General features: G+C 50.9%; 25 protein-coding genes. 23 read left to right on the top strand and 2 right to left on the bottom strand.

All coding sequences use genetic code 11. The features are described from left to right. The 15 genes from DMI82_RS18405 to DMI82_RS18345 all read left to right on the top strand — a co-directional run. Positions 1 to 582, top strand: a 582-nt coding sequence (locus DMI82_RS18405; protein ID WP_242981875.1) for a SpoVG family protein, incomplete at its 5' end; no start/stop codon positions are given. Continuing rightward, complete coding sequence (locus tag DMI82_RS18400; RefSeq protein WP_110104195.1) at positions 572 to 1,351, top strand: DNA-methyltransferase; 780 nt, start codon at positions 572 to 574, stop codon at positions 1,349 to 1,351. The genes DMI82_RS18405 and DMI82_RS18400, both read left to right, overlap by 11 nt. A gap of 2 nt (positions 1,352 to 1,353) precedes the next feature. Beyond that, complete coding sequence (locus DMI82_RS18395) at positions 1,354 to 1,923, top strand: MT-A70 family methyltransferase (RefSeq protein ID WP_257319276.1); 570 nt, start codon at positions 1,354 to 1,356, stop codon at positions 1,921 to 1,923. 3 nt (positions 1,924 to 1,926) lie between these two features. Continuing rightward, complete coding sequence (locus DMI82_RS18390; RefSeq protein WP_097786401.1) at positions 1,927 to 2,316, top strand: PrgI family protein; 390 nt, start codon at positions 1,927 to 1,929, stop codon at positions 2,314 to 2,316. Beyond that, complete coding sequence (locus DMI82_RS18385; protein WP_199579982.1) at positions 2,273 to 4,633, top strand: VirB4-like conjugal transfer ATPase, CD1110 family; 2,361 nt, start codon at positions 2,273 to 2,275, stop codon at positions 4,631 to 4,633. Before DMI82_RS18390 ends, DMI82_RS18385 begins: the two co-directional genes overlap by 44 nt. Beyond that, on the top strand, positions 4,614 to 6,332 hold the full coding sequence (locus DMI82_RS18380; protein WP_110104194.1) for a C40 family peptidase: 1,719 nt from the start codon (positions 4,614 to 4,616) through the stop codon (positions 6,330 to 6,332). The genes DMI82_RS18385 and DMI82_RS18380 overlap by 20 nt, the downstream gene beginning before the upstream one ends. Before the next feature lie 14 nt (positions 6,333 to 6,346). After that, positions 6,347 to 6,601, top strand: coding sequence for a DUF4315 family protein (locus DMI82_RS18375; protein ID WP_014080213.1), 255 nt, complete (start codon positions 6,347 to 6,349; stop codon positions 6,599 to 6,601). Between the two features lie 2 nt (positions 6,602 to 6,603). Then, positions 6,604 to 7,353 (top strand): DUF4366 domain-containing protein, encoded by a 750-nt coding sequence (locus DMI82_RS18370; RefSeq protein ID WP_110104193.1) that lies wholly within the window; start codon positions 6,604 to 6,606, stop codon positions 7,351 to 7,353. Further along, positions 7,350 to 7,526: a hypothetical protein gene (locus DMI82_RS20140; protein ID WP_014080211.1), complete on the top strand. Its 177-nt coding sequence runs from the start codon at positions 7,350 to 7,352 to the stop codon at positions 7,524 to 7,526. Before DMI82_RS18370 ends, DMI82_RS20140 begins: the two co-directional genes overlap by 4 nt. Positions 7,527 to 7,530: 4 nt before the next feature. Then, the gene (locus DMI82_RS18365; RefSeq protein WP_110104192.1) at positions 7,531 to 7,884 is read left to right on the top strand and encodes a cysteine-rich VLP domain-containing protein; all 354 of its coding nucleotides are present in this window, start codon (positions 7,531 to 7,533) and stop codon (positions 7,882 to 7,884) included. Positions 7,885 to 8,063: 179 nt separating this feature from the next. Next, on the top strand, positions 8,064 to 9,023 hold the full coding sequence (locus DMI82_RS18360) for a hypothetical protein (protein ID WP_110104191.1): 960 nt from the start codon (positions 8,064 to 8,066) through the stop codon (positions 9,021 to 9,023). A 13-nt stretch (positions 9,024 to 9,036) separates the two neighbouring features. Then, on the top strand, positions 9,037 to 9,621 hold the full coding sequence (locus tag DMI82_RS18355; protein WP_110104190.1) for a hypothetical protein: 585 nt from the start codon (positions 9,037 to 9,039) through the stop codon (positions 9,619 to 9,621). A 12-nt stretch (positions 9,622 to 9,633) separates the two neighbouring features. Further along, positions 9,634 to 9,798: a hypothetical protein gene (locus tag DMI82_RS20135; protein WP_186867747.1), complete on the top strand. Its 165-nt coding sequence runs from the start codon at positions 9,634 to 9,636 to the stop codon at positions 9,796 to 9,798. After that, positions 9,795 to 10,142, top strand: coding sequence for a plasmid mobilization protein (locus DMI82_RS18350; RefSeq protein WP_110104189.1), 348 nt, complete (start codon positions 9,795 to 9,797; stop codon positions 10,140 to 10,142). Before DMI82_RS20135 ends, DMI82_RS18350 begins: the two co-directional genes overlap by 4 nt. Before the next feature lie 158 nt (positions 10,143 to 10,300). Then, positions 10,301 to 11,647 carry a relaxase/mobilization nuclease domain-containing protein gene (locus tag DMI82_RS18345; protein ID WP_199579983.1) on the top strand — a complete coding sequence of 449 codons (1,347 nt, stop codon included), beginning with the start codon at positions 10,301 to 10,303 and terminating at the stop codon, positions 11,645 to 11,647. A gap of 202 nt (positions 11,648 to 11,849) precedes the next feature. Here the strand turns inward: DMI82_RS18345 and DMI82_RS18340 are convergent, their stop codons facing one another. Next, the gene (locus tag DMI82_RS18340) at positions 11,850 to 12,209 is read right to left on the bottom strand and encodes a helix-turn-helix domain-containing protein (protein ID WP_015563845.1); all 360 of its coding nucleotides are present in this window, start codon (positions 12,207 to 12,209) and stop codon (positions 11,850 to 11,852) included. Positions 12,210 to 12,351: 142 nt separating this feature from the next. After that, entirely contained in the window at positions 12,352 to 13,320 is a 969-nt protein-coding gene (locus tag DMI82_RS18335) for a helix-turn-helix transcriptional regulator (protein ID WP_110104187.1), read from the bottom strand. Positions 13,321 to 13,544: 224 nt separating this feature from the next. Between DMI82_RS18335 and DMI82_RS18330 the strand changes: the two genes are divergently transcribed. From DMI82_RS18330 to DMI82_RS18290, 8 genes are all read left to right on the top strand, one after another. Further along, positions 13,545 to 14,117: an MptD family putative ECF transporter S component gene (locus DMI82_RS18330; RefSeq protein WP_330409316.1), complete on the top strand. Its 573-nt coding sequence runs from the start codon at positions 13,545 to 13,547 to the stop codon at positions 14,115 to 14,117. Continuing rightward, positions 14,114 to 14,839 carry an energy-coupling factor transporter transmembrane component T gene (locus tag DMI82_RS18325; protein ID WP_110104186.1) on the top strand — a complete coding sequence of 242 codons (726 nt, stop codon included), beginning with the start codon at positions 14,114 to 14,116 and terminating at the stop codon, positions 14,837 to 14,839. The genes DMI82_RS18330 and DMI82_RS18325 overlap by 4 nt, the downstream gene beginning before the upstream one ends. After that, positions 14,836 to 16,308 (top strand): ABC transporter ATP-binding protein, encoded by a 1,473-nt coding sequence (locus DMI82_RS18320; protein WP_110104185.1) that lies wholly within the window; start codon positions 14,836 to 14,838, stop codon positions 16,306 to 16,308. Before DMI82_RS18325 ends, DMI82_RS18320 begins: the two co-directional genes overlap by 4 nt. Positions 16,309 to 16,311: 3 nt before the next feature. Then, a complete protein-coding gene (locus tag DMI82_RS18315) occupies positions 16,312 to 18,075 on the top strand; it encodes an ABC transporter ATP-binding protein (RefSeq protein ID WP_067532736.1) in 1,764 nt (587 codons plus the stop codon). Beyond that, complete coding sequence (locus DMI82_RS18310; protein WP_110104184.1) at positions 18,068 to 19,777, top strand: ABC transporter ATP-binding protein; 1,710 nt, start codon at positions 18,068 to 18,070, stop codon at positions 19,775 to 19,777. Before DMI82_RS18315 ends, DMI82_RS18310 begins: the two co-directional genes overlap by 8 nt. Positions 19,778 to 20,261: 484 nt before the next feature. After that, on the top strand, positions 20,262 to 20,672 hold the full coding sequence (locus DMI82_RS18300) for a sigma-70 family RNA polymerase sigma factor (RefSeq protein WP_014080198.1): 411 nt from the start codon (positions 20,262 to 20,264) through the stop codon (positions 20,670 to 20,672). A 469-nt stretch (positions 20,673 to 21,141) separates the two neighbouring features. Next, on the top strand, positions 21,142 to 21,408 hold the full coding sequence (locus DMI82_RS18295; RefSeq protein ID WP_110104183.1) for a DUF6870 family protein: 267 nt from the start codon (positions 21,142 to 21,144) through the stop codon (positions 21,406 to 21,408). 118 nt (positions 21,409 to 21,526) lie between these two features. Next, positions 21,527 to 22,005 (top strand): recombinase family protein (locus DMI82_RS18290; protein WP_158526518.1); only part of this gene is annotated, 479 nt, incomplete at its 3' end.

Below are 22,005 nucleotides of genomic sequence, written 5' to 3'. Positions count from 1 at the left end.
CCGGCAAGCGGAAAGGAGGAATTTTATCTGAGTAAGAAAGACGATGTATTGCTGACCCCGGAGCAGATTGCTGCGGAGGAACGGCGCTGGCTGTTTGATGCTCCCATCGCGGAGCTTGCGGAAGTCAAGGGCGTTAGCATTGATGAGGCAGTAAAAATGCGGACAGATGCTGTCTTGCAGGAGGCGGTTGTTCCGATCACGGTATCTGTCCGCCCGATTGAGCCGCAGGGAAAACTGATCGGCTTCGCCAGCGTCAATTTTGGCGGTGTGGTCATCGACGATTTTAAGGTTGTGGACGGGAAAAACGGGATTTTCCTCGGCGCTCCCTCTAAACCCGATCCTGCCAGCCGGACGGGATACCGGGCTACGGTTCGGATTCCTGACCGCGCCACACAGGAGCGGATCAATGCGGCTGGTGTGGAGGCGTATCATGCGGCGGTGGAACAGCTTGTTGCACGGGCCCAGGCGGTACGGCCTGCCCCGATCAAGGAGCAGATGGCCGAGGCCGCGAAACAAGCTGGAAAAGAAAATGCCGCCCGGCCTGCACCTGCCAAAGCAAAGGAGGCCCGCAATGACCGATAGCCGCACTTTGGGACAAAGTGTCCCGAAGGAGGGCTTGTTTCTCATGGACGGCATCGAGGGCCTGCGTTCCCTGCCCAAACATAGCGTGGATATGCTGTTGACTGATCCGCCTTACGGCACAACCCGGAATTATTGGGATGTGCCCCTGCCGCTCCCGGAGCTGTGGGAGGCGGTGAAATGGGCGGTCAAACCGAATGGCGCAGTGCTGTTTTTCGCACAGTGCCCCTTTGACAAGGTGCTGGGCGCATCCAACCTCGCCATGCTCCGCTATGAGTGGATTTGGTACAAGGAGCGCGGAACGGGCTTTCTCAATGCAAACCGGGCTCCACTGAAAAAGTCCGAGAATATCTTGGTGTTTTACCAGAAGTCCCCGGTCTACAATCCGCAGTTTACTTATGGCAAGCCTTATGCCCGCGTACATTCCAGAAGCGGTACAAGCTCCAACTATGGAAAATTTGAACGGCAGGGGTCGGAGTCCAACGATGGCCGCCGCTATCCCGGAAATGTACTTTTTGTGCCTACGGTGTCCGGCGGCATCCACCCCACGCAGAAGCCCGTGGAGCTCTGCGAGTATCTGATCCGCACCTATACCCACCCCGGAGAACTGGTCGCGGACATTTGCGTTGGCTCCGGCACAACCGCGATTGCAGCCATCAACACAGAACGCCGCTTTGTATGCTTTGAAACGGCCCCGTCCTTTTATGCCGCCGCCAGTGAGCGCATCCGTGCGGCGCAGGCAGTAAAAAGCTCCGGCGAGAAAGGAGTGTAATTATCCAGCAGTATTCTATCATTTACGCCGATCCCCCTTGGCGCTACTCGGCTAAGAAAGTACAGGGCGCGGCGGAAAATCATTATCCAACTATGAGCATTGAGGATTTATGTGCGTTGCCTGTGGCTGATCTTGCAGCCCCGGACAGCGCACTCTTTTTATGGGCTACTTTCCCGCAGCTCCCGGAGGCGCTCCGGCTGATCGAGGCTTGGGGCTTCACCTACAAAAGCGTTGCTTTCGTCTGGCTGAAAAAGAACAAGAAGGCGGATAGCTGGTTTTACGGCCTTGGCTTCTGGACAAGGGGCAATGCAGAAATCTGCCTGCTGGCAACCAAGGGACATCCAAAGCGGCAGGCTGCCAACATTCATCAATTCATCATTTCCCCGATTGAAGCCCATAGCAAAAAGCCGGACGAGGCCCGCGCCAAAATCATTTCCCTGATGGGCGATCTGCCCCGCGTGGAGCTCTTTGCCAGGCAGACCCCGCCCGGCTGGGCTGTATGGGGAAATGAAGTAACACCAACCATCCCGGACTTTGGGACACATTGTCCCGAAGTACAGAAAGGAGTGTGATCTATGCCCTATGTAAACGTACCAAACGATTTATCCAAAATCAAAACAAAGATGGCTTTCAACCTCACCAAACGCCAGCTTGTCTGCTTCGGCAGCGCGGGCGCAGTGGGGATTCCGGCCTATCTGCTGACCCGTGGCACCCTCGGCAATACCGGGGCGATGTTTCTCATGCTGGGAATTATGCTCCCGGCGTTCCTGCTGGCCATGTATGAAAAGGACGGCTTACCCTTTGAAAAGGTGGTGCGGAACATCATCCGGGCCAAGTTTCTAAGGCCGGGGATCAGGGCCTACCGAACCGAAAACATTTATGCGCCCTTTGCCGGGCCGGGCGCTGGAAAGGAGGATGTGATTGAAAAACACAAAGAAAAAAAACGGAGCCGCCGCCAAGGGTAAAGGCCGGGCGGCCCTGTCTGCCCAACAGACAATCCCGTATCTGTCCATGCACCCGGACGGTGTGTGCAAGCTCCCGGGTGGGCTCTATACAAAAACCGTGGAATATGAGGACATCAATTACTCCGTGGCATCCACCGAGGATCAGACCGCCATATTCAGCGGATGGAGCTCATTTCTTAACTACTTTGACAGTTCGCTGCCGTTCCAGCTTTCCTTTATCAATCGCCGTTCCCATTCCCGCAGCCGCTATCAAGTCAATATCCCGAAAGCGGATGACAACTATAACAGCGTCCGGGACGAGTTTACCGGGATGCTGAAAAATCAGATTGCCAAAAGCAATAACGGCATTGAACGCTCAAAATACATCACCTTTGGCATACCCGCCGAGGGGATTGCGGAGGCTCGGCCCCGTCTGGAGCGTGTGGAGGCTGATGTCATGGGAAACTTTAAGCGGCTGGGCGTTCCCTTGGAGCCTATGGACGGGCGGGCCCGCCTTGCGCTGCTTCATAGCCAGATGCATCCGGGGAGCCGCGAGGCGTTCCGCTTTTCGTGGAAAGACATCCCACAGACCGGGCTTGGCACAAAAGACTTTATTGCCCCGGACAGTCTCGACTTCCGCCAGTCCCGCACATTCCGTATCGGCCAGTATTGGGGCGCGGTGTCCTACTTGCAGATTATGGCATCGGAGCTTTCGGATAAGCTGCTGGCGGAAATCTTGGAGCTGGATGCGGAAATGACCGTGACCATGCACATTCAGACCGTGGATCAGCTCAAGGCAATCAAGACCATCAAGGGGAAAATCTCGGACATTGGGAAAATGAAAGTGGAGGAACAGAGAAAGGCTGTGCGCTCCGGCTATGACCCGGACATTCTTCCCCCTGACCTGATTACATTCAGCAAGGACGCGGCGGAGCTTCTGGCTGATTTGCAATCCCGCAATGAGCGAATGTTTCTGCTGACCTTTACGGTGGTAAACCTTGCCCCTACTCGCCAGCGGCTGGAAAACGATGTGTTTACCGTGGGCGGCATCGCGCAGAAATACAACTGCGCTCTGCGCCGTCTGGACTGGCAACAGGAACAGGGCTTTGTTTCTTCGCTGGCCCTTGGCTACAACGAGGTAGAAATCCAGCGCGGTATGACAACCAGCTCCACAGCCATTTTTATCCCCTTTATGACAAGGGAGCTCCGCATGGCTGGACAGGCCCTCTACTATGGCATGAACGCACTTTCTCACAATGTCATCATGGCTGACCGCAAAAAGCTGAAATCGGCAAACGGGATGTACTTGGGCTCTACGGGCTCCGGAAAGAGCTTTGCCGCAAAGCGCGAGCTCTTGAATGTGTTTCTCACCATCCCGCAGGATCGGATCATCGTGGTTGACCCGATGGGCGAATACGCGCCGCTGGTGCGAAGGCTGGGCGGTCAGGTGATCGAGATTGCCCCGGACAGCCCGCACCATCTCAATCCGATGGATGTGGAGCTCAATATGGCTGCCGGAGAAAGCCCGCTTTCCATGAAGGCGGATTTTCTTTTGTCCCTGTGCGAGCTGGTGGTCGGCGGCAAGGAAGGCTTGCAGCCCATTGAAAAGACGGTCATTGACCGCTGTGTGCGTTTGGTGTACCGGGAGCAGGCGCTCGGACTGGAAACTGCCAAAACGCCGCTGTTGCAGGATTTGTACGAAGAGCTCTTACGCCAGCCGGAGCCCGAGGCCCGGCGCGTGGCAACTGCCTTAGAGCTTTATTGTACAGGCTCCCTCAATCTTTTTAACCATCCTACCAACGTCAAGACGGACAGCCGTGTGGTGTGCATCGTTCTGAAAAACATGGGCGAAAACCTTAGAAAGATTGCAATGCACATCACAAACGAGTTTGTTTCGCAGGCGGTGGATCAGAACTTCCACGAGGGCGCGGCAACTTGGTGCTACTTTGACGAGTTTCACATTCTGCTCCGTGATCCACTGACAGCCAGCTACTTTGTGGCGGTCTGGAAAATGCTGCGTAAAAAAGGATGTGTGCCGTCTGCTTTGACGCAGAACGTCAAAGACCTTTTGGCAAGCCGTGAAATCGAGAACATTCTGGACAACACGGATTTTATGATTCTGCTTTCGCAGGCGCAGAGTGACCGTACCATTCTGGCAAAACAGCTCGGTATTTCCGAGCACCAGCTTTCCTATATCACACACAGCAATTCCGGCGAGGGGCTGTTGTTCTATGGAAATGTGACCATCCCGTTTGTGGATCGGTTCCCTCGCGGAGAAATCTATGACCTGCTGACTACCCGCCCGGAGGATATGAAGAATGAAACGAAAAACGAATAAGGCCAAGGAGGAGGCTTGGTCGCAGACCGCCCACGCCCCTGACGAGGAGCAGTCCGGGCCGGAAGCTTCCGACACTTCGGGACAAAGTGTCCCAAAGTCCAAGTTCCGCAAAAAGAGCCAGCAAGAACAGGCTGCGGCAGCAAAGCTCCGTATGGAGTCCCAAGGCGAAAAGCTGGAACAGGCCCGGGAGAAGCTGGCAAAACAAAAGCCGCCGAAAAAGCCCGGCCCGGTAAAACGCATAGGCCGTGTTGCCAGTGGTTCCGTTCACAGCTTCGTGCATGGCAAGATTTTTGAAGTGGAACAGGAAAATGTCGGCACAGAAGGCGCACACCGTTCTGAGCTTGTGGGAGAAACCGCACTGCGGCATGGCTCCCGCTTTGTGCGCCGTAAAGTCCGGGAACATCCGGCAAAAGTGGTACGCAAGGCCGAGGCCCGCTATACCAAGTACACGGCGGACTACCATTTTCACACCGCCGCACAGGAGCACCCGGAGCTGACGAAAAATGCGCTTACCCGCTACTGGCAGAAGCAACGGCTCCGCAGGCAATATCGCAAGCAGGCAAAGGAGGCTGCAAAGCAGGGCGCGGCTGTGGCGGGGAAAACTGCCACAGCCACAGAACGCCTGACCGCCCGGGCAGTGGAATTTGTCAAAAGTCATCCCGCAGGTGCCGTGGTTGCGGTGCTCTGTGTGTTACTCCTGTTTGCTATGCAGTCCTGTTCCTCTACCATGCTTATGCTGGGGAACGCCGGGGCCGGTGCATTAGGGGCCAGCACCTATCCTTGCGAGGATCGGGATATGCTGGCCGCCGAAGCTGCCTACTGTGCGCTGGAAGATGATTTGCAGCATTATCTGGACACCTATGAAAGCACCCATGACTATGACGAATACCACTTCGATCTGGACGAAATCGAACATGACCCCTATGTGCTGCTTTCTCTTTTGTGTGCGCTCCATGAGGGACAATGGACAATAGACGAAGTCCAGGGAACGCTGCAAATGCTGTTTGACCGCCAGTACATTCTCACGGAGGATGTGGTGGTGGAAACCCGGTATCGCACAGAAACCGACACATGGACGGACGAGGACGGCAACTCCCATACAGACACCTATCAGGTGCCTTACGACTATTACATCTGTACGGTCACGCTGGAGAACTTTGATTTATCCCATGTACCCGTGTATGTCATAGGCGAGGATCAGCTTTCCCGGTATGCCATCTATATGGCAACGCTGGGAAACCGCCCCGATCTGTTCCCGGATTCTCCCTATGTGAACAAGTACATTACCGGGAAACCCGGTGACTACGAAGTGCCCGGAGAATATCTGGACGATGAAACCTTTGCTGCAATGCTTGCTGAAGCGCAGAAGTACATCGGCTATCCCTATGTGTGGGGAGGCAGTTCTCCTGCCACTTCCTTTGATTGCTCTGGCTACGTTTCGTGGGTCATCAATCACTCCGGCTGGAATGTGGGCAGGCTGGGAGCCCAGGGGCTCTATAACATCTGTACGCCGACCAGCTCTCCCAAACCCGGTGATCTGGTGTTCTTCAAAGGCACCTATGATACGCCAGGCGTGAGTCATTGCGGGATTTATGTCGGTGATGGAAAAATGCTGCATTGCGGAGATCCCATCGGCTACGCAAATTTGAATACAAGCTACTGGCAATCTCATTTTTACGCCTACGGGCGTTTACCGTGACAGGAGGTTTTTAAATGGCAACTACCAAAAGCATGAAAATTCAGGCCGAGATTGATAAGGTCAAGGCCAAAATCAGTGAACAGCAGGCCCGGCTCAAGGAGCTGGAGCAGAAAAAGCTGGAGGCGGAAAACAGCGAGATCGTGGACATTGTGCGCGGCATGAGCATTTCCCTTACGGAGCTCCCGCTGCTGTTTGAGAAACTGAAGGACGGCGGCACTTTGGGACAAAGTGTCCCGAAGTCCGAAGAAGAAAAGAAGGAGGAAAACTGAATATGAAACACTTTCGTATGTTGGCGGCGGGGCTTTGCTCCGCCGTTCTTTTATGCGGCTCTGCGATTCCAGCCTACGCCTATTCGGACAGTGGGAATGAGGAACCGCCTGTTGTGGAAGAAACTCCGGCCCCGGAGCCTGCACCTACCATTACCCCGGGCGAGGGCTTTTCGGAGGATGGAAACCTTGTGACCCGCGATCTGCTCTATGATGCTGCAACCAACAAACAGTTCATCACGGTGGAAACCAGCGGCGGCAACACCTTTTACATTGTCATTGATTATGACAAGCCTGTGGACGAGGACGGCGAACAGTATCACACCTACTTTCTGAACATGGTGGATGAAGCCGATCTGCTGGCGGCACTGGAGGCCGCTGGCGGAGAGCTTCCGGTCTGCTCCTGCACAGAAAAATGTGCGCCCGGAGCCATCCATACGGATTGCGAGGTCTGCGCGGTCAACATGACCGAGTGTGCTGGCACAGCTCCCGAACCCGCCCCGGTGACGGAACCTGTGGAGGAGCCGGAACCCGAACCCCAGCAAAAAAGCAATACCGGGACACTTCTGCTGATTTTGGCAGTGGCTGTTCTGGGCAGCGGTGCAGGCTGGTACTTCAAAATCTACCGCCCGAAGCATGAAAAAGCTGCTGTACCCGAAGAGGATTACAGCGAGGAACTGGCCGATTATGACGATCCCGAGGACGATGGGCCGCCTTGGGACGAGGACGATACCGAAAGCGAGGATAATGAATGAGATTTACAAATAACCCCTATGAGGGATTTATGAAAGAAAAAAGCTACTTCAAGGGTGTGCCGCCAAGCCTGCCGCCGAAGGGCTCCCGTTGTGACGGCTGCCCTTACTGGCGCGGGATCGGCTGCGTGTTCTGCTACCGGGAGCAGCTTAAACCACCGGGCAACGGGAGGTGATACTGTGGGCCGAGAACTGACCCGGACAGAAAAAGCGGCAATCCGCAGGCTGGTGTCAAAATGGTGTGCCAACTATGACCGGGACTGCGGTTGCCTGCCGCTGGATTGCGAGTGCTATATGTTTGGAAAATGCTGGACGGGGGCTTATTGCCGCTACTTCCGCGAGGCAGTTCTGCCCCTTGATCCGGCGCTGGAGGCTGCGTTGCTGACAGAGGGGCCAAGGCCGGATTTCAAGGCTTGCCCGGTATGTGGCAGAGCCGTGGCTCCTGATGGACGGCAAACCTATTGTTCGGCGGCCTGTGCAAAGGTGGCACACCGCAGACAGCAGCGGGAATATATGCGAAAAAAGCGGGGCTGATGTGTTGACAATTAGGACACCCAAAACCCGCTTGTGACAAGGCTTTTTAAGGCCCTTTTCTGCGGGAGGCGTATGTTTCTACGTCTGGCCCTGTTTCCGTGAGATGCTGTCAACATTTTAACTGCCGGGGCTTTGGGACAATTTGTCCCAAAGTTCTGGCTTTTGTGGAAGGAGATACTATGCCGAAATATTATCCGATCAACGAAGAAGCCGCAAAGCGGGCAAAAGATATGAACAGCTTTTCCGACTATCAGCCGGGCTCCGCTACGGCGGGCTACCGGGCAATGGTCGATGAAGCGTATGCAGCGGCGGAACGCCAGAAAGCCCGTGTCGATCCCATGTACCACGATAAGATTGACGCTCTGGTGGATCGCTATGCCCGGAAACTTGCGAAAAATCTGAATGAACGCAATGTGATTGATGCCCGGGTGCCCTCTATTCTGATCTCCGGGGGCGGCAATTTCCCTGTGACAAAAAAGCACAAACAGAACGCCGCCCGGGATCGCAACTATGGAGAGTATGCGGAGATTTCAAAGCTGCTTGATAAAATCCGCTCTGTTGGTATGGGTGGGATCAGCGCAGACGATGATCTGGCCGTGGAAAAACTGACAAAAAAGCTGGAGGGGCTGGAGTCCCAGCAAGCCACCATGAAGGCGGTCAATGCGTATTTTCGGAAACACAAAACACTGGACGGCTGCCCGGAGCTTACACCGGAGCAGACAGAAAAGCTCAAAGCAGATATGGCGCAGTCATGGCACTTGGACAAAAGCAAGCCGTACCCCGCCTATCTGCTTTCCAACAACAACGCCAACATCCGCCGTGTACGCCAGCGCATTGAGGAACTGAGCAGCCGCTCCGAGTTTGCTGGCTGGACATTCCCCGGAGGTGAGGCCAAAATCAACGAGGCTGAAAACCGTTTGCAGCTTATTTTCGAGGAAAAGCCCGATGCCGATCAGCGGCAGGAACTGAAAAACAACGGCTTTAAGTGGGCTCCCAGCCAAGGGGCATGGCAGCGGCAGCTCAACCAGAACGCCATCCGTGCTGCGGCCCGGATAGACTTTCTGCGGCCCGAGGACGGTACAAGCCCCTATCAGCTCCAGCCGTTTGTGAAAAGAGAAAACAAAGAAATGTCTCGATGATGGGAGGTGTACTATGGACAAAAATCAAGGCTACTCCATTTTGAAGGCGGTCATGCTGGAAAATGGACGAGGATTTGCATTGGGCGAACATCCCACCGCGCCATCCCGCTATGTCACATGGGCCTGCTATGATGACAAGGACGGCCAGCGGCAGTACGAATGGGGTCACTATGGAAATGACCGTGCCGCGATGGAGCAGGATTTTGCAGACCGGGTGCAGGACTATCAGCGTATTTATAACGTGGGGATCAGGCAGACCGAGGCTCCCGGTCTTTACAAGTATTATTCGACCCAGCGGCCTGTGGACATAGGGACATTCCCGAAGCCGCCCTATAACAAGCCGGATGAAATTTTCAATTACGATCAGCGCGTCCCGGTGGAAAATGGCTCGTTCTTAGCTTGGGGTTATCTTACCTATACCCGCCCCCTGACAGAAAAACAGGCATCCGACTATGAGCTGCGTCCTGCGCCTGATAATCCCGACAGGCCCCGTCCGATTGCCGAGCAGATGAAAAATGCGGCAAAGTTGGCGGAGGCAGATCGCGGCTCGGAGGCTCCGGCTCCCCAGCGTAGGCAGCCTGACCGTGGCGATAGATAAGGAGGTGCGTATATGAAAAAGAAATGTGAACAGGAATTGTCTGTACTGGAGGCGCTGCGCCTGCACCGTGAATTTCATTTGCCGCGCCCCGTTCCGGCAGACGAACAGGAAAAGCCGCTGGATAAGGTAAAGGAGCCGCCCCGCGCTTGCCGCAGCCGGGAGCGTGAGGAGCGATGACAAAGAAACGCCGCCGTCCGATCCATCTTCATGTAATGGTGTCGGAGGAGGAGCAGGCCCTGATTCAAGAACGTATGGCGGAGGCTGGCATCCGTAACATGGGAGCCTATATGCGGAAAATGGCCCTGAGTGGGTATGTGCTTCATGTTGACCTTTCGCCTGTTCGTGAGCTGGTTTCGCTCCAGCGGCGCTGCTCCAACAATCTGAACCAAGTGGCAATTCAAGCCAACACCTACAGCGCAATTTATCCCGAAGAACTCGCGGCCTTGCAGCGGGACTATGCCGCCTTGTGGGGGCCTCTGTCTGATCTCTTGAAACAGCTCTCCGCGCTGGTAGAGCTTTGACCCATCCGGGGAGTGGTTGATACCGCTCCCCGGCTTTTTCTACTTTGGGACAAAGTGTCCCAAAGTAAAAATACTATTTGCCGGAAGGAGGGATTTCTACGGCGACCACCTATATCCGCCCTTATAAAACAGTGGCGGGAAAAAGTGCAATTCAAACGATGGAGGATCGTTTCACCTATGGCCTGAACCCGGAAAAGCTGGGAGCCGTATCTTCCTATCTCTGCGATCCGAACACGGCCCCCGCCGAGTTTCTTCTGGTAAAAAGTCAATACCATGCAGAGACAGGCCGGGCCGTATCTCGCGGGGCCCTGTTCTTTCAGATCCGGCAGGCGTTCCTGCCCGGGGAGGTTACGGCGGAAGAAGCAAACCGTATTGGTTATGAAACGGCGATGCGCTGGACAAAGGGAAAGTATCAGTTCTTCGTCTGTACGCATACCGACAAGGCCCATATCCACAATCACATTTATTTCAATGCGACGGCCTTTGATCGCTCCCGGAAATTTCATAATTTCATCGGTTCGTCCTTTGCCCTGCGGCGGCTCTCTGACCGCGTGTGCATCGAACATGAATTGTCTGTTATCCAAAATCCGTGCCAGCACAGCAAGGGCCGTTTTCTCCACTATGGACAGTGGATCGGAGAAAAGCCACCCTCTGCCAAGCAGCGGGTACGGCTGGCTATTCTCGCGGCTTTGGAGAAAAAGCCAACAGACTTTGCCGACTTTCTTCGTCTCATGGATGAGTCCGGCTTTTCGGTGAAACAGGGACGCGGCGGTGTCATCTCATTCCTTGCGCCCGGGCAGGAAAAACCGACTCGGCTCCGGGCTTCTACACTGGGAGCCGGATTTGACCCGGAGGACATCAAGGCAGTAATTGCCGGGGAACGTCCACTCCCTGAGATGCCAGAGGAGCCCACGGTTCCGCCACGGCGAGTTAATCTCATCATCGACATTCAAGAGCGTATGGCCCAGGGCAAAGGCCCGGCCTATGAACGATGGGCCAAGGTCTACAACCTAAAACAGATGGCTGCCGCGCTCCAGTATTTGCAAGAGCATCATCTGACAGACTATGCGGCGCTGACGGCCCGCACCGAGGCTGCTGTGGATCACTTTCACAAGCTGTCTGACGAGCTCCGCACAACGGAGGAGGCCCTTTCCAAAACCTCGGAGCTGATGGCTGCCACGGTGGACTATGCCAAGACCCGCCCGGTGTTCGATGGGTACAAGGCTGCGCGGTACAGCAAAAAGTATCTGACCCAGCATGAAGCGAAGCTTGCCACTTACCGGGCGGCAAAGGATACCATGAACACCATACTGAACGGCGCAAAGCTCCCTAAGATTGAAGCACTAAAAAAATCCCGCCGTGAGCTGGCGGGACAAAAGAAAGAGCTTTATGCAGAATATCGGGAGGCCCAGCGGCAAATGCGGGAGGCCGTGGCAATAAAAGCGAACATTGATCATCTGCTCGGCATAACGGACGAGCGTGAGAATAAGGCACAGGAACGATAGTGACGGGCCGCAGACTACGGTGCAGCACACCGGGACTTTGGGACAATTTGTCCCGAAGTACAGCGGGTTTGGGGAGCTCCCCAACAAGCATTTTTGCGGGCCCTGCGCCCTGCAAAAATTTCGGAGTGTGGCCACACCCGAATTGCTTGCCAAAACGCGCAACCCGCAACATGACGCAAAAAAACGGAGGTTACGCTTTCTTTTACGTTTCCTCCATTTCTTTCGATGCTTTCATCGCTTGGATTGTAGCTTCAACGATTTTCAATTCTCTTTCGTCCAAGGCGTTCAACATGGCATCAATCCGCTTTCTGCACTCGCTCCCGCTATTTTGGGACGGGTAAAAGTATTGATCCACCGATATATCAAACATTGTGACCATCTGATAAAAGGTGTTGAAGCTTGGATGCTGACCATCATTTTCATTATACATAATGGTACGCGGAGCGCGGTCAACAATATAGGCCAGTTGTTCCTGTGTCATGCCGCTGGCTTCTCTTGCACGCTTGATGGCGAGCCCTATATCGTGAAAATCAAAGCGTCTTTCATCTCGTTCTATCTTCATAACATCACCTGATATGATTTTACATTTCATGTGATATTATTTGAACGACTTTGTATTTCATACTACTGACTATTTAATTTCACCACATTTTATAATTCAACATAAAATCAGATGAGCGCCAGAGTAAACTCTGGCGCTCATTTTACTTTCGTTGTGCGTTTTTTCTGTACTCTAATGGTAACAATCCAGTGCTTTTGCGGAATAATTCTGCAAATCGGCTTGAAGTGGAATAACCTACTGTTTGGGCAACTTGCCCTACTGTCAACTCTGTGTATGCCAGCAGATATTCTGCTTGGCTCATACGCCTCTGCTGAACATACTCTGTGATGGTGCAGTCGTAGTATTTCTTAAAACAGCTTTTAAGCTTTGTTGTTCCCATGCAGGCAATCTGTGTTAGCCGTTCCAGGGGAATATCAAAAGCATAGTGGTCGCTAAGATAAGCGGCAACTATTTGAAGATTTTCAATATCCTGTTGAGAGAGCTTATGGGCTGGTTTATCAGGATGTTTCTTCTGATATTCAACCACCATTGAAACAGCTTCTGCAACTTTACCCTCATAAAAAAGCTTTGCGGCAATCCCTTCCCCGCGATAGTCTTTGATTTCTGTGAGTAACCGTGACATTTCTGGAAAGTCGGAAGTTTGGTCGATCTTCCGAAATGCATCCACAGGATTGATCTGCGCCTCTGGGTACAGTTTTTTCAGGTAGTTTTCATAATATGCCGGTGCAATCTCAATTCCAACCGAACGGATTGGAATATTTTTATGTATCAAAGCCTTGTATGGAGCGTAGCCGCCAATAAATGTTTTGATACAACCGGCAGACAGCCTACGGTATGGAGATAATTCCTCCCCGGAAATAGAGTCATACCGAGTGATACTCAGACATTCCGGCAGGGAGCATTCCAACATGAAATCTTCGTGGAAGGAAAAGTTGTGGATTTTAATATCATATAGGTCTTTCTGTCCATAAGTCCAGTAGGTGCCTTCTCCAACTTCGGGAGAAAGTTTCCAGCAATCACCTAATGCCCCATATTGCTGATTGTCTGGGTCACGGATAAAACCGTGTTCAATCAGCAGAGGCGTATAAAATTGGTCGATAATTTCAGACATAAAACAGACCGCCTCCTTTTTGCAACGATTGGACGAACTTTTGAAAGGAACGGACGAACATCGTCGGAACCCATTGAATGTTGTTCGATAAATGCGTATTGTATTAGAGGATGGTTAGAACTATCTAACCAAAGAATATCACAAACCACTTGTTGAGTCAAGACAACGAAAGGTAGGAGGTCAAAATGAGTAATCAAGTAAATTCTATAAACAGGGGTCTGACAGTGAAAGACCTTGTAACGACAGGTATTTTTACTGCACTGTTATTTGTTTTTGTATTGGTGGGCGGCGTCTTTTTTGCAACGAATCCTGTACTTACTTTTTTCATGCCGGCAGGAGGTGGGCTGCTTGCTGGCCCCATTTATCTTTTGCTGATTGCAAAAGTACATAAGCGTTGGAGCCTTTCTATAATGGGCATTATCATGGGTATTATTTGGTTCGTGACCGGTATGCACTGGGCTTTTGCATTGGGCTACCTGATCATGGCGATTGTCGCTGACTTTGTTGCTGGTGCAGGGCAGTACAAAAGCAAAAAACTCAACAGCCTGTCTTATATCCTGTTCTCTCTCGGCGGCACTGGTTCGTATATCGTGTTCTTTGTTGACCCCAACGGCTGGGCACAGACTATGCTGGGAAACGGAACTGAACAGAGCTACATCGACACCATGCAGGCAACTGCAAATACCGGCATCCTGATTGCCATGTTCGCTGCTGTTATCATTACATCTGCAATCAGCGCTTTTGTAGGCTGCAAAATGCTGAAAAAGCAGTTTGAAAAAGCAGGTATTACAGCATGAGCGGTAAACGCCACAAGAAAGGGCTTTGGCTCGACCCACGGGCCAAGCTCTTTCTTATTCTTATGTGTGTTTTATCGTCCATGTTCGCTCCTTCACTTGCATATCAATTTGTCCTTGTTATGCTGATTGCGATATTGGGTGCTTTCTTTGGAAAGTGGAAATATGTCATTAAGGCTGTATGCTTTTATGCGGTCATCTGTGTCCTGACAGTTTGGATCATGGCAGAAATGACAGGCACGCTGCGGACAATGTTTATTGCCTTTTTAGGATTGTTTCATAAGGTCTATGCGTGCGGAACCTTGGCTGGGATTGTTCTGACTACTACAAAAGTCAATGAGTTCCTGTCTGCTATGAACCGTGTCCACGCACCCAAAAAGTTAGTAATTCCTATGGCAGTTATGCTGCGGTACATTCCAACTATTCAAGAGGACTGGCGATATATCAAGGACGCTATGCGGATGAGAGATGTTTCACCTTCTCTGGCGGGCTTTTTAGCACATCCGGGCATGACGGTTGAGTGTATTTATGTGCCTTTGTTGATGGCAGCTTCAAAAGCAGCGGATGATCTTTCTGTTGCTTCTGTCACTCGTGGAATTGAAAATCCCAATCCACGCACCTGTCTTGTCCAGATAAAATGCGGAGTTGCCGATTGGGGTGTCATGGCCGTTGCCGTAGCTTATCTGATTTTTGAATTATGTGTGCGGGGAGGTGTGATTGGTTGATTGAGTTTGAAAATGTATCGTTTTCCTATACGGGGCAGGAACATGGTGGGCTGCATGACATCAATTTGAAAATTTCGGACGGAGAATGCGTCCTGTTCTGTGGCCGCAGCGGGTGCGGAAAAACAACGATTACAAGGCTGGTGAATGGACTAATCCCTCAGTTTTATCAGGGAGAGCTTCATGGCCGTGTGCTGGTAGATGGTCAGGAAATCAGCAATATCCCTATGTATCAGATTGCCGCTAAGGTTGGCTCCGTTTTCCAAAATCCACGGACGCAGTTTTTCAATGTTGATACAGACAGCGAGATTGCCTTTGGAATTGAAAATGAAGCTCGCCCTCCTAAGAAATTGGCTGAGCGAGTAGAGCAGACAACTGAAGATTTGCGTATTCAAAAGCTACGGAACAGGAATATTTTTGAGTTGTCCGGCGGAGAAAAGCAGAAAATCGCCTTTGCTTCTGTTTATGCCATGAACCCACAGATTTATCTACTGGATGAACCATCATCTAATCTGGATATGACTTCAATCCAAGAACTAAAGGAACATTTGCGGCTGATAAAAAAACAGGGCAAAACAATTTTGATAGCGGAACATCGTCTGTACTACCTGACGGAGTTGGCTGACCGAATTGTTTATCTGGAAAAAGGAGAAATCAAAGGAATATACACCCCGGAAGAATTTCGGCAGCTATCTGAACCTGACCGTGAACACATGGGGCTGCGGGCTGTTGATCTACAGGCGGTATTCCCACCAAAAGCCCACTTGCCTGCGCCTACCCCTGTATTGGAGCTGCGGAATGTGACGCTCCGTTACAAGAAGCAAACCATTTTGCATGACATTGGACTATCCGCCGGAAGGGGCGAAGTGATTGGCGTAGTTGGACATAACGGAGCTGGAAAAACTACATTTTCCCGCGCTCTCTGTGGGCTTCACAAAGACTGTGATGGACAATTCTTGTGGGAAAGAAAGCCGATTGAGCGTAAGGCAAGGCTAAAACGCTCCTACATGGTTATGCAGGATGTGAATTATGAACTTTTCGCTAACAGTGTGGAGGCAGAGTGTTCCTTTGGTATACGCAATCCAGATCAAACACTGGTAAATGCAACTTTGGAGGAATTGGGCCTTGCCCCATACCGGAAGCGCCATCCAAACACGCTTTCCGGCGGTCAAAAGCAACGAGTAGCAGTGGCTGTCAGCATGATTTGTGGGAAAGACTTGCTTGTATTTGATGAACCGACCAGCGGTCTTGACTTTGACAGTATGACGCAGGTGGCGGGACTGATCAGGCGATTATCCGATATGGGAAAAGTCATTTTCATTGTCACCCATGATTTTGAGTTTGTCTGCCGTACCTGTTCTCGTGTCTTGCATTTTGACGAAGGCGAAATGCCCGATGACGTATCAGTTATAATGGAGGCCCTCCCGAAATTGAGAGAGCTTTTCTCTGTTTCAGATGGAAAGGAGAGGTAGTCTATGAAGCAGAAAAAAGAAAACAGTATGGCATTGCTGCTCCATTGGGCCGGAGAACAGAAATTTTGGTTGTTTCTGGCAATCCTGCTGTCCATGTGCAGCGGGCTGTGTATTATTGTCCCATACATTGGGATTTACAGGTTGATGGATGCCACATTCAACAATGCCTGCACAAAAGAACTTGTGGTGCAGACTGTGGCAATGATTGCCGCTGCTGTCACCCTGCGTTTTGTACTGTTCGGATGTTCCGGCGTGGCTGCCCATAAAGGCGCGTATGGTGCACTGTTCAAAGTGCGCTGTATGGTGGCGGAACACATGGCCAGAGCGCCTTTGGGTGCCCTAAATGAACGGCGCACAGGGGATATTAAAACGGTTCTGAATGAAGATATTGAAAAACTGGAACTATTTCTGGCGCATAATCTTCCTGACCTTGTGTGCTATCTGGTTGGGCCGGTGGTCATCTTTATTTATTTGATGACCGTTAATGTTCCACTGGCGTTGATTTCTCTTGTTCCGCTGGTTCTGGCTGTAGTTGTAATGGGGGCGATGTTCCGCAATACCGATGATTTGATGGAACGGGCCAACCAATCCATTACCACACTAAATTCTGTTATGATCGAATATATCGGCGGAATGAAATTGATTAAAGCCTATAACATGGGGAGCAAGTCCTTCCAGAAATTTTCCGGCGCAATCCATGAGGAAAATGCCATGTGGAATGAGACTTCCCGACGTATGGGGCCTCCGTATGCAGCGTTTGTCGTTATCATTGAATGTGGAATGCTGCTGATGGTTCCGATAGGCGGGATGTTTTTCCTGAAAGGTTCACTGACAGCCAGTGCGCTTCTGCTGTTTGTTTATGTCGGTTCTATGTATCTGACGGAAATTCGGCCTTTACAGGAATTGGGTACAAACTTTGCAAATGTACTGAACGCTATTACCAAGACCAAAGAGATACTGAATATTCCGATTTATGAGGGTGGAACAGACTTCCCCCAAAAACATGATATTGAACTTCAGAATGTCCGATTTTCTTATGACGGCAAAACCGATGTACTGCATGGTGTCAACCTCAAAATCAATGATGGTGAGCGCATGGCTCTTGTGGGCCGATCTGGTGCCGGTAAAAGCACTGTGATTGAACTGATTTCCCGGTTCTACGATGTGCAGGAAGGAGAAGTGCTGATTGGCGGCAAAAATGTCAAGGAGCTTGACTACGATACCATTCTGAAAAATATAGCTATCGTATTTCAAAAGACCTTCCTCACCCGTGACAGCGTGCTGGAAAATATCCGTATGGGTAGTAACGCTACTCTGGAAGAAGTGCGGGCTGCCGCAAAAGAGGCACAGATTGATGACTTTATCATGTCCCTGCCGGATGGATATGACACAAAAGTGGGCAGTTTCGGCTCCCGCTTTTCTGGCGGAGAAAAACAGCGGATCGCGATTGCCCGCGCAATTCTGAAAAATGCACCTATCTTGATTTTGGACGAGGCCACAAGTGCCTCTGACCCGGAAAATCAGATGGAGATTGATAAAGCTATTCAAAATCTATGCAAAGGCAAAACAGTCATTGTAGTAGCACACCGTTTGAGTGCTTTGAAAATGTGCAACCGGGTGGCTGTGGTGGAAAACCATACAATTACCAACGTTGGCACCCATGAGGAAGTTCGGAAGACCAACGCCTACTATCGAAAAGCGTGGGATGACTACGAAACAGCCCGGAATATCACTTATCAGTTGGAGGGAGGCGAGCAGTATGAATGAGCACGATGTATTAAAAAAGAACCACAATTTCTATATTGGTGTTGGCGGTACTGTTCTGGAAGGACTTCTCTCCGGCAGCCTATTTATGCTGCTTTACTCTGTTATGCAGTTTTTGTGGTCGGGTCAATTTGACATGAACCGCGTTCTGGCTCTGACCGGTATTATTGCAGTGGTTTTTCTTCTCCGTATCCTGATTTACAGCTACGGTTATACCAAAGCGCAGATTGGCGGTGCGGAGGTCAGTAAGAATATTCGGCTTTTTATGGGTGACCATTTGAAGCGCATCCCACTGTCCCGCTTTACGCAGGGGCAGACCGGCGATTATATCAACACCATTACAAGCGACGTAAACAACTACGAAAAAATCCTGACCCATAAAGTCGGAGATTTCGCAAAGAATTTTGCCCTGTCATTGATGTTGATTGTCTTTGTTATGACGCTCTATGTTCCGGCAGGAATTATCCTGCTGATAGCCGATCTTCTTTTAATCCCCGGCCTATGGCTTTCTTTCCGCATGGTACGGAAATATGGAAAAGCAAAGAACGATATTTGTGCGGAGAACGTCAGCAGCATTGTTGAGTATGTTTCTGGTATTCAGACTTTCCGAGCTTATGGTGTAGGCGGTATGAAGAACAAAACTGTTATCAACGCCATGCGGGAGTTTTCCCGGATCAGCTTTGTGTACGAATCAAAAGTGCTTCCTATTGGTGCGGTCTTTGGTATTTTGAGTTGGCTGTCCTGCCCGCTGGTTATCTTGCTGGCCTATGCACCCTGGGTCGCAGGGACACTGAACACGGTGGACTACCTTTTGATTTGTATGCTGCCCCTGTTCTGTGCAAAGCTGGCTAACTCGATTTTTGTAGACCTTACCAGTTATAAGAACCTGATGATCTCGAAAAACAAAATCTTGAGTGTAATGAATGAGCCGGAGGAAACTGGCAGCATGGAGCCGCTTCACACAGCTACCCATGAAATCACATTTGACAATGTAGATTTTGCATATGTTCCCGGTGAACCGGTACTAAAACACGCCACCTTTACGGTGCCAGATCAAAAGCTCACGGCCATTGTCGGAGACTCTGGCTCCGGCAAATCTACTATTTTGAACCTGATTGCAAAATATTATGAAGCAACGGGCGGGACGATTTCTATTGGCGGTAAACCCATTAACCATGTTGCCGCAGAGCGTGTACTGGAGCAAGTTTCTATGGTAGACCAGGACATATTTCTTTTTGACGATACCATCCGGGATAATATCCGACACGCTCGTCCTAATGCTACGGACACGGAAATCGAGGCTGCCTGCCGGGAGGCTAACTGTGACAGCTTCATCCGTAAGATGGAAAAGGGATACGATACGCCGACTGGCGAGAATGGAAATCTTCTCTCTGGCGGTGAGCGTCAGCGAATTTCAATAGCCCGCGCCATCCTGAAAAATAGCCCCATCCTGCTTTTGGATGAAGCAACAGCATCTCTTGACATTGAAAATGAGCTTGCCGTAAAGCAGGCCATCGCCAATCTGCTAAAAGAAAAAAAGACAGTGGTAATGATTGCTCATACCCTTTCCATTGTCAAAAACGCTGATCAAATCCTTGTAATGGGTGATGGCAGGATTGCTGAATCGGGAACCCATGAAGAATTGCTTGCGAAAGGCGGAAAATATGCTGCTATGTGGAACGCAGAGCAAAAAATATCAGCTTGATAGAAGCTAAAGAAGAATAATTGCATAGCGCATGAACCTGCCCCGACTACGGGGAAAGAAAAAAACCGCTGGCTGGGGCAGGTGATTTTGCGCGCTCATTTTAAGTTATTACCCTAACGGTGGTTTTGAGAAATCAGAGCCGCCGTTTCTTTGCGTTTACACAAACCAATGACGACTTGCAGGGACACGGTAGTCGATGGGAGGTTATTTTACCGTGTCCTTTTCTCTTTTTCGTAGTATCCATGATTTGCACCAGCTAAAAAAAGCGTAGTCCCTCCATCGGAGCAGTCCGGTTTTGAACATGAAATTAAACAGTACATAACCGATAATACTTTTTCGTGCGCTTGTGCGGCCTTGTGTCGCACAGGCGCATTTTGCTTTCCAGACTTCGAGACAAAGTGTCCCGAGGTGCGGTGCCGTTCTCCGCCGTTGCTCCATTTCGTTTCCGACCAACCCCGAACAAACTGAAATGGAGGATTTTACGATGACTACTATCAATTTGAAAGATTTTTATTATTGGTACACGCAGGATCAGCTTATCGAAGTTTCTGACGAGGTGGCCGAGGTATTCAAGGCCGATGCCCGCTATGAAATGGCCTACCAGCGGCGGCTCTCCCGGCACAAGGCGCAGTATTCTCTGGACTGCGATGACGGGATTGAATATTCCGCTTGCCTGCATGAGCCGACCCCGCAGGAGCTCCTTGAACGGATGGAAACCTTTCTTCGTCTGTGGAACGCTCTCAATTCTCTGCCGGAGATCCAGGGCCGCAGAATTGACGCACATATCATTCTTGGCAAGTCGATTAAGGAAATTGCCGAGGCCGAGGGCGTACATGAGGAGTCTATTCGCCAGTCGATCAAGCGTGGCCTTGAACGCATGAAAAAAACTTTTTGATTTTTTCTTCTTAACCCACTTGGAATTGATGAAAAAATGTCTCGGTTTATGAGAGGAGGTTTTCTTCTTAACGCAAGGGAATAACGGCAACCCTGAGTAAGTACGGGGAGCCAAACGGTGGGTGCGCGGTGACATTTCCCAAAAGGGATTGAGCGAACAACACCAACACTGTAAATGGGCCCGGCCATCCCAAGGCCATGATCCGGCGCTGAACAGGTTGGCTGCCTGTTCCTCCGGGCTTGTCGCTTTACTTTCGTTGAGAGCGCCGCACAGAAAATAACGATTGTCTTTGGACAGGCCAAGTAAATATGTGCGGCGCTCTCTAATATTCAAAAACTATAATAAACCTTGAGACAAAGTGTCCCAAGGTGGAGTAAGGCAACAGGCCAGCATCCCGGTGGTGCTGGCCTGTTGCGTTTCCCCACCAAACAGCGGGAGGCGTTCTATCAATCTGCGAAGGAGGTTTACCGTGAAATTAACTACACAGGAACTTGAACAAATGAGAAACGTTGACATTGGCGCGGTGGCTGCCGAGTCCCTGCCTGATGTGAGCGGTATGACCTTTGACAATGCGCTTTCCCGAAAGGAGCGCATCTCTCGATTTTTGCAGACTGTCAAAAATCCATACTGCTTTTGCATCGGTGGTGTTGGCGTGAAAATTGAATTTGCTGAAAGCGGGCCATCTCTCCAAGATAAGCTGACGGATTTCCTGCTGCGGCAAAGAAGCGGGCTGTAACTTCGGCTACAGCTCGTTTTGCTTCTTCGAGACAAAGTGTCCCGAAGTGGAGGCATCCTTGTTGTCCTCCCCGGACAGAGTTATAATATAAGTGTAATGTGATAGGGAAGGAGGAACAATGGCACGAGCAAAAAACAGAGGGTATCAGCAGAGTTTCTCTCCCTCTTACACAATCCGCCGCTGGCGGCTGGGCATCTATATCCGGCTTTCAAAGGAAGATTTGAAAAAAGGAAAAGACGATAGCAACAGCGTAAAGAACCAGCGTGACCTACTGAACGATTTTTACCGACGCAACATTGACGAGTTTGAAAGCATCACGGAATATGTGGATGATGGTCATACTGGAACGGACGCCAACCGTGAAGATTTTCAACGGCTCTTGGCGGATGTCATGAGTGGTAAAATCAACTGCGTTATAGTAAAAGACCTGTCCCGCTTCGCACGAAATTATAGCGATGCCGGAAGTTTGATCGATAACCTGTTTGTTCAAATGGGTGTTCGCTTTATCAGCCTTGCTGAGAATGTGGACAGCTACAAGAACCCCGACAGCGTTTCAAATATCATCGTTCCCATTACAAACGTGATGAACGATAATTA

This window comes from Blautia sp. BCRC 81119, from assembly GCF_003184505.1.
Lineage (GTDB): Bacteria > Bacillota > Clostridia > Lachnospirales > Lachnospiraceae > Blautia_A > Blautia_A fusiformis.
Note: the sequence above shows the minus strand (reverse complement) of the source record. Positions and strands in the feature narration are given on the sequence as shown.

Excerpts from the sequence above, each read along its gene's own strand:
- DMI82_RS18400 (WP_110104195.1), top strand. The coding sequence starts at position 572 with ATGACCGATAGCCGCACTTTGGGACAAAGTGTCCCGAAGGAGGGCTTG.
- DMI82_RS18390 (WP_097786401.1), top strand. The coding sequence starts at position 1,927 with ATGCCCTATGTAAACGTACCAAACGATTTATCCAAAATCAAAACAAAG.
- DMI82_RS18380 (WP_110104194.1), top strand. The coding sequence starts at position 4,614 with ATGAAACGAAAAACGAATAAGGCCAAGGAGGAGGCTTGGTCGCAGACC.
- DMI82_RS18375 (WP_014080213.1), top strand. The coding sequence starts at position 6,347 with ATGGCAACTACCAAAAGCATGAAAATTCAGGCCGAGATTGATAAGGTC.
- DMI82_RS18370 (WP_110104193.1), top strand. The coding sequence starts at position 6,604 with ATGAAACACTTTCGTATGTTGGCGGCGGGGCTTTGCTCCGCCGTTCTT.
- DMI82_RS20140 (WP_014080211.1), top strand. The coding sequence starts at position 7,350 with ATGAGATTTACAAATAACCCCTATGAGGGATTTATGAAAGAAAAAAGC.
- DMI82_RS18360 (WP_110104191.1), top strand. The coding sequence starts at position 8,064 with ATGCCGAAATATTATCCGATCAACGAAGAAGCCGCAAAGCGGGCAAAA.
- DMI82_RS18355 (WP_110104190.1), top strand. The coding sequence starts at position 9,037 with ATGGACAAAAATCAAGGCTACTCCATTTTGAAGGCGGTCATGCTGGAA.
- DMI82_RS20135 (WP_186867747.1), top strand. The coding sequence starts at position 9,634 with ATGAAAAAGAAATGTGAACAGGAATTGTCTGTACTGGAGGCGCTGCGC.
- DMI82_RS18350 (WP_110104189.1), top strand. The coding sequence starts at position 9,795 with ATGACAAAGAAACGCCGCCGTCCGATCCATCTTCATGTAATGGTGTCG.
- DMI82_RS18345 (WP_199579983.1), top strand. The coding sequence starts at position 10,301 with ATGGAGGATCGTTTCACCTATGGCCTGAACCCGGAAAAGCTGGGAGCC.
- DMI82_RS18340 (WP_015563845.1), bottom strand. The coding sequence starts at position 12,209 with ATGAAGATAGAACGAGATGAAAGACGCTTTGATTTTCACGATATAGGG.
- DMI82_RS18335 (WP_110104187.1), bottom strand. The coding sequence starts at position 13,320 with ATGTCTGAAATTATCGACCAATTTTATACGCCTCTGCTGATTGAACAC.
- DMI82_RS18325 (WP_110104186.1), top strand. The coding sequence starts at position 14,114 with ATGAGCGGTAAACGCCACAAGAAAGGGCTTTGGCTCGACCCACGGGCC.
- DMI82_RS18315 (WP_067532736.1), top strand. The coding sequence starts at position 16,312 with ATGAAGCAGAAAAAAGAAAACAGTATGGCATTGCTGCTCCATTGGGCC.
- DMI82_RS18310 (WP_110104184.1), top strand. The coding sequence starts at position 18,068 with ATGAATGAGCACGATGTATTAAAAAAGAACCACAATTTCTATATTGGT.
- DMI82_RS18300 (WP_014080198.1), top strand. The coding sequence starts at position 20,262 with ATGACTACTATCAATTTGAAAGATTTTTATTATTGGTACACGCAGGAT.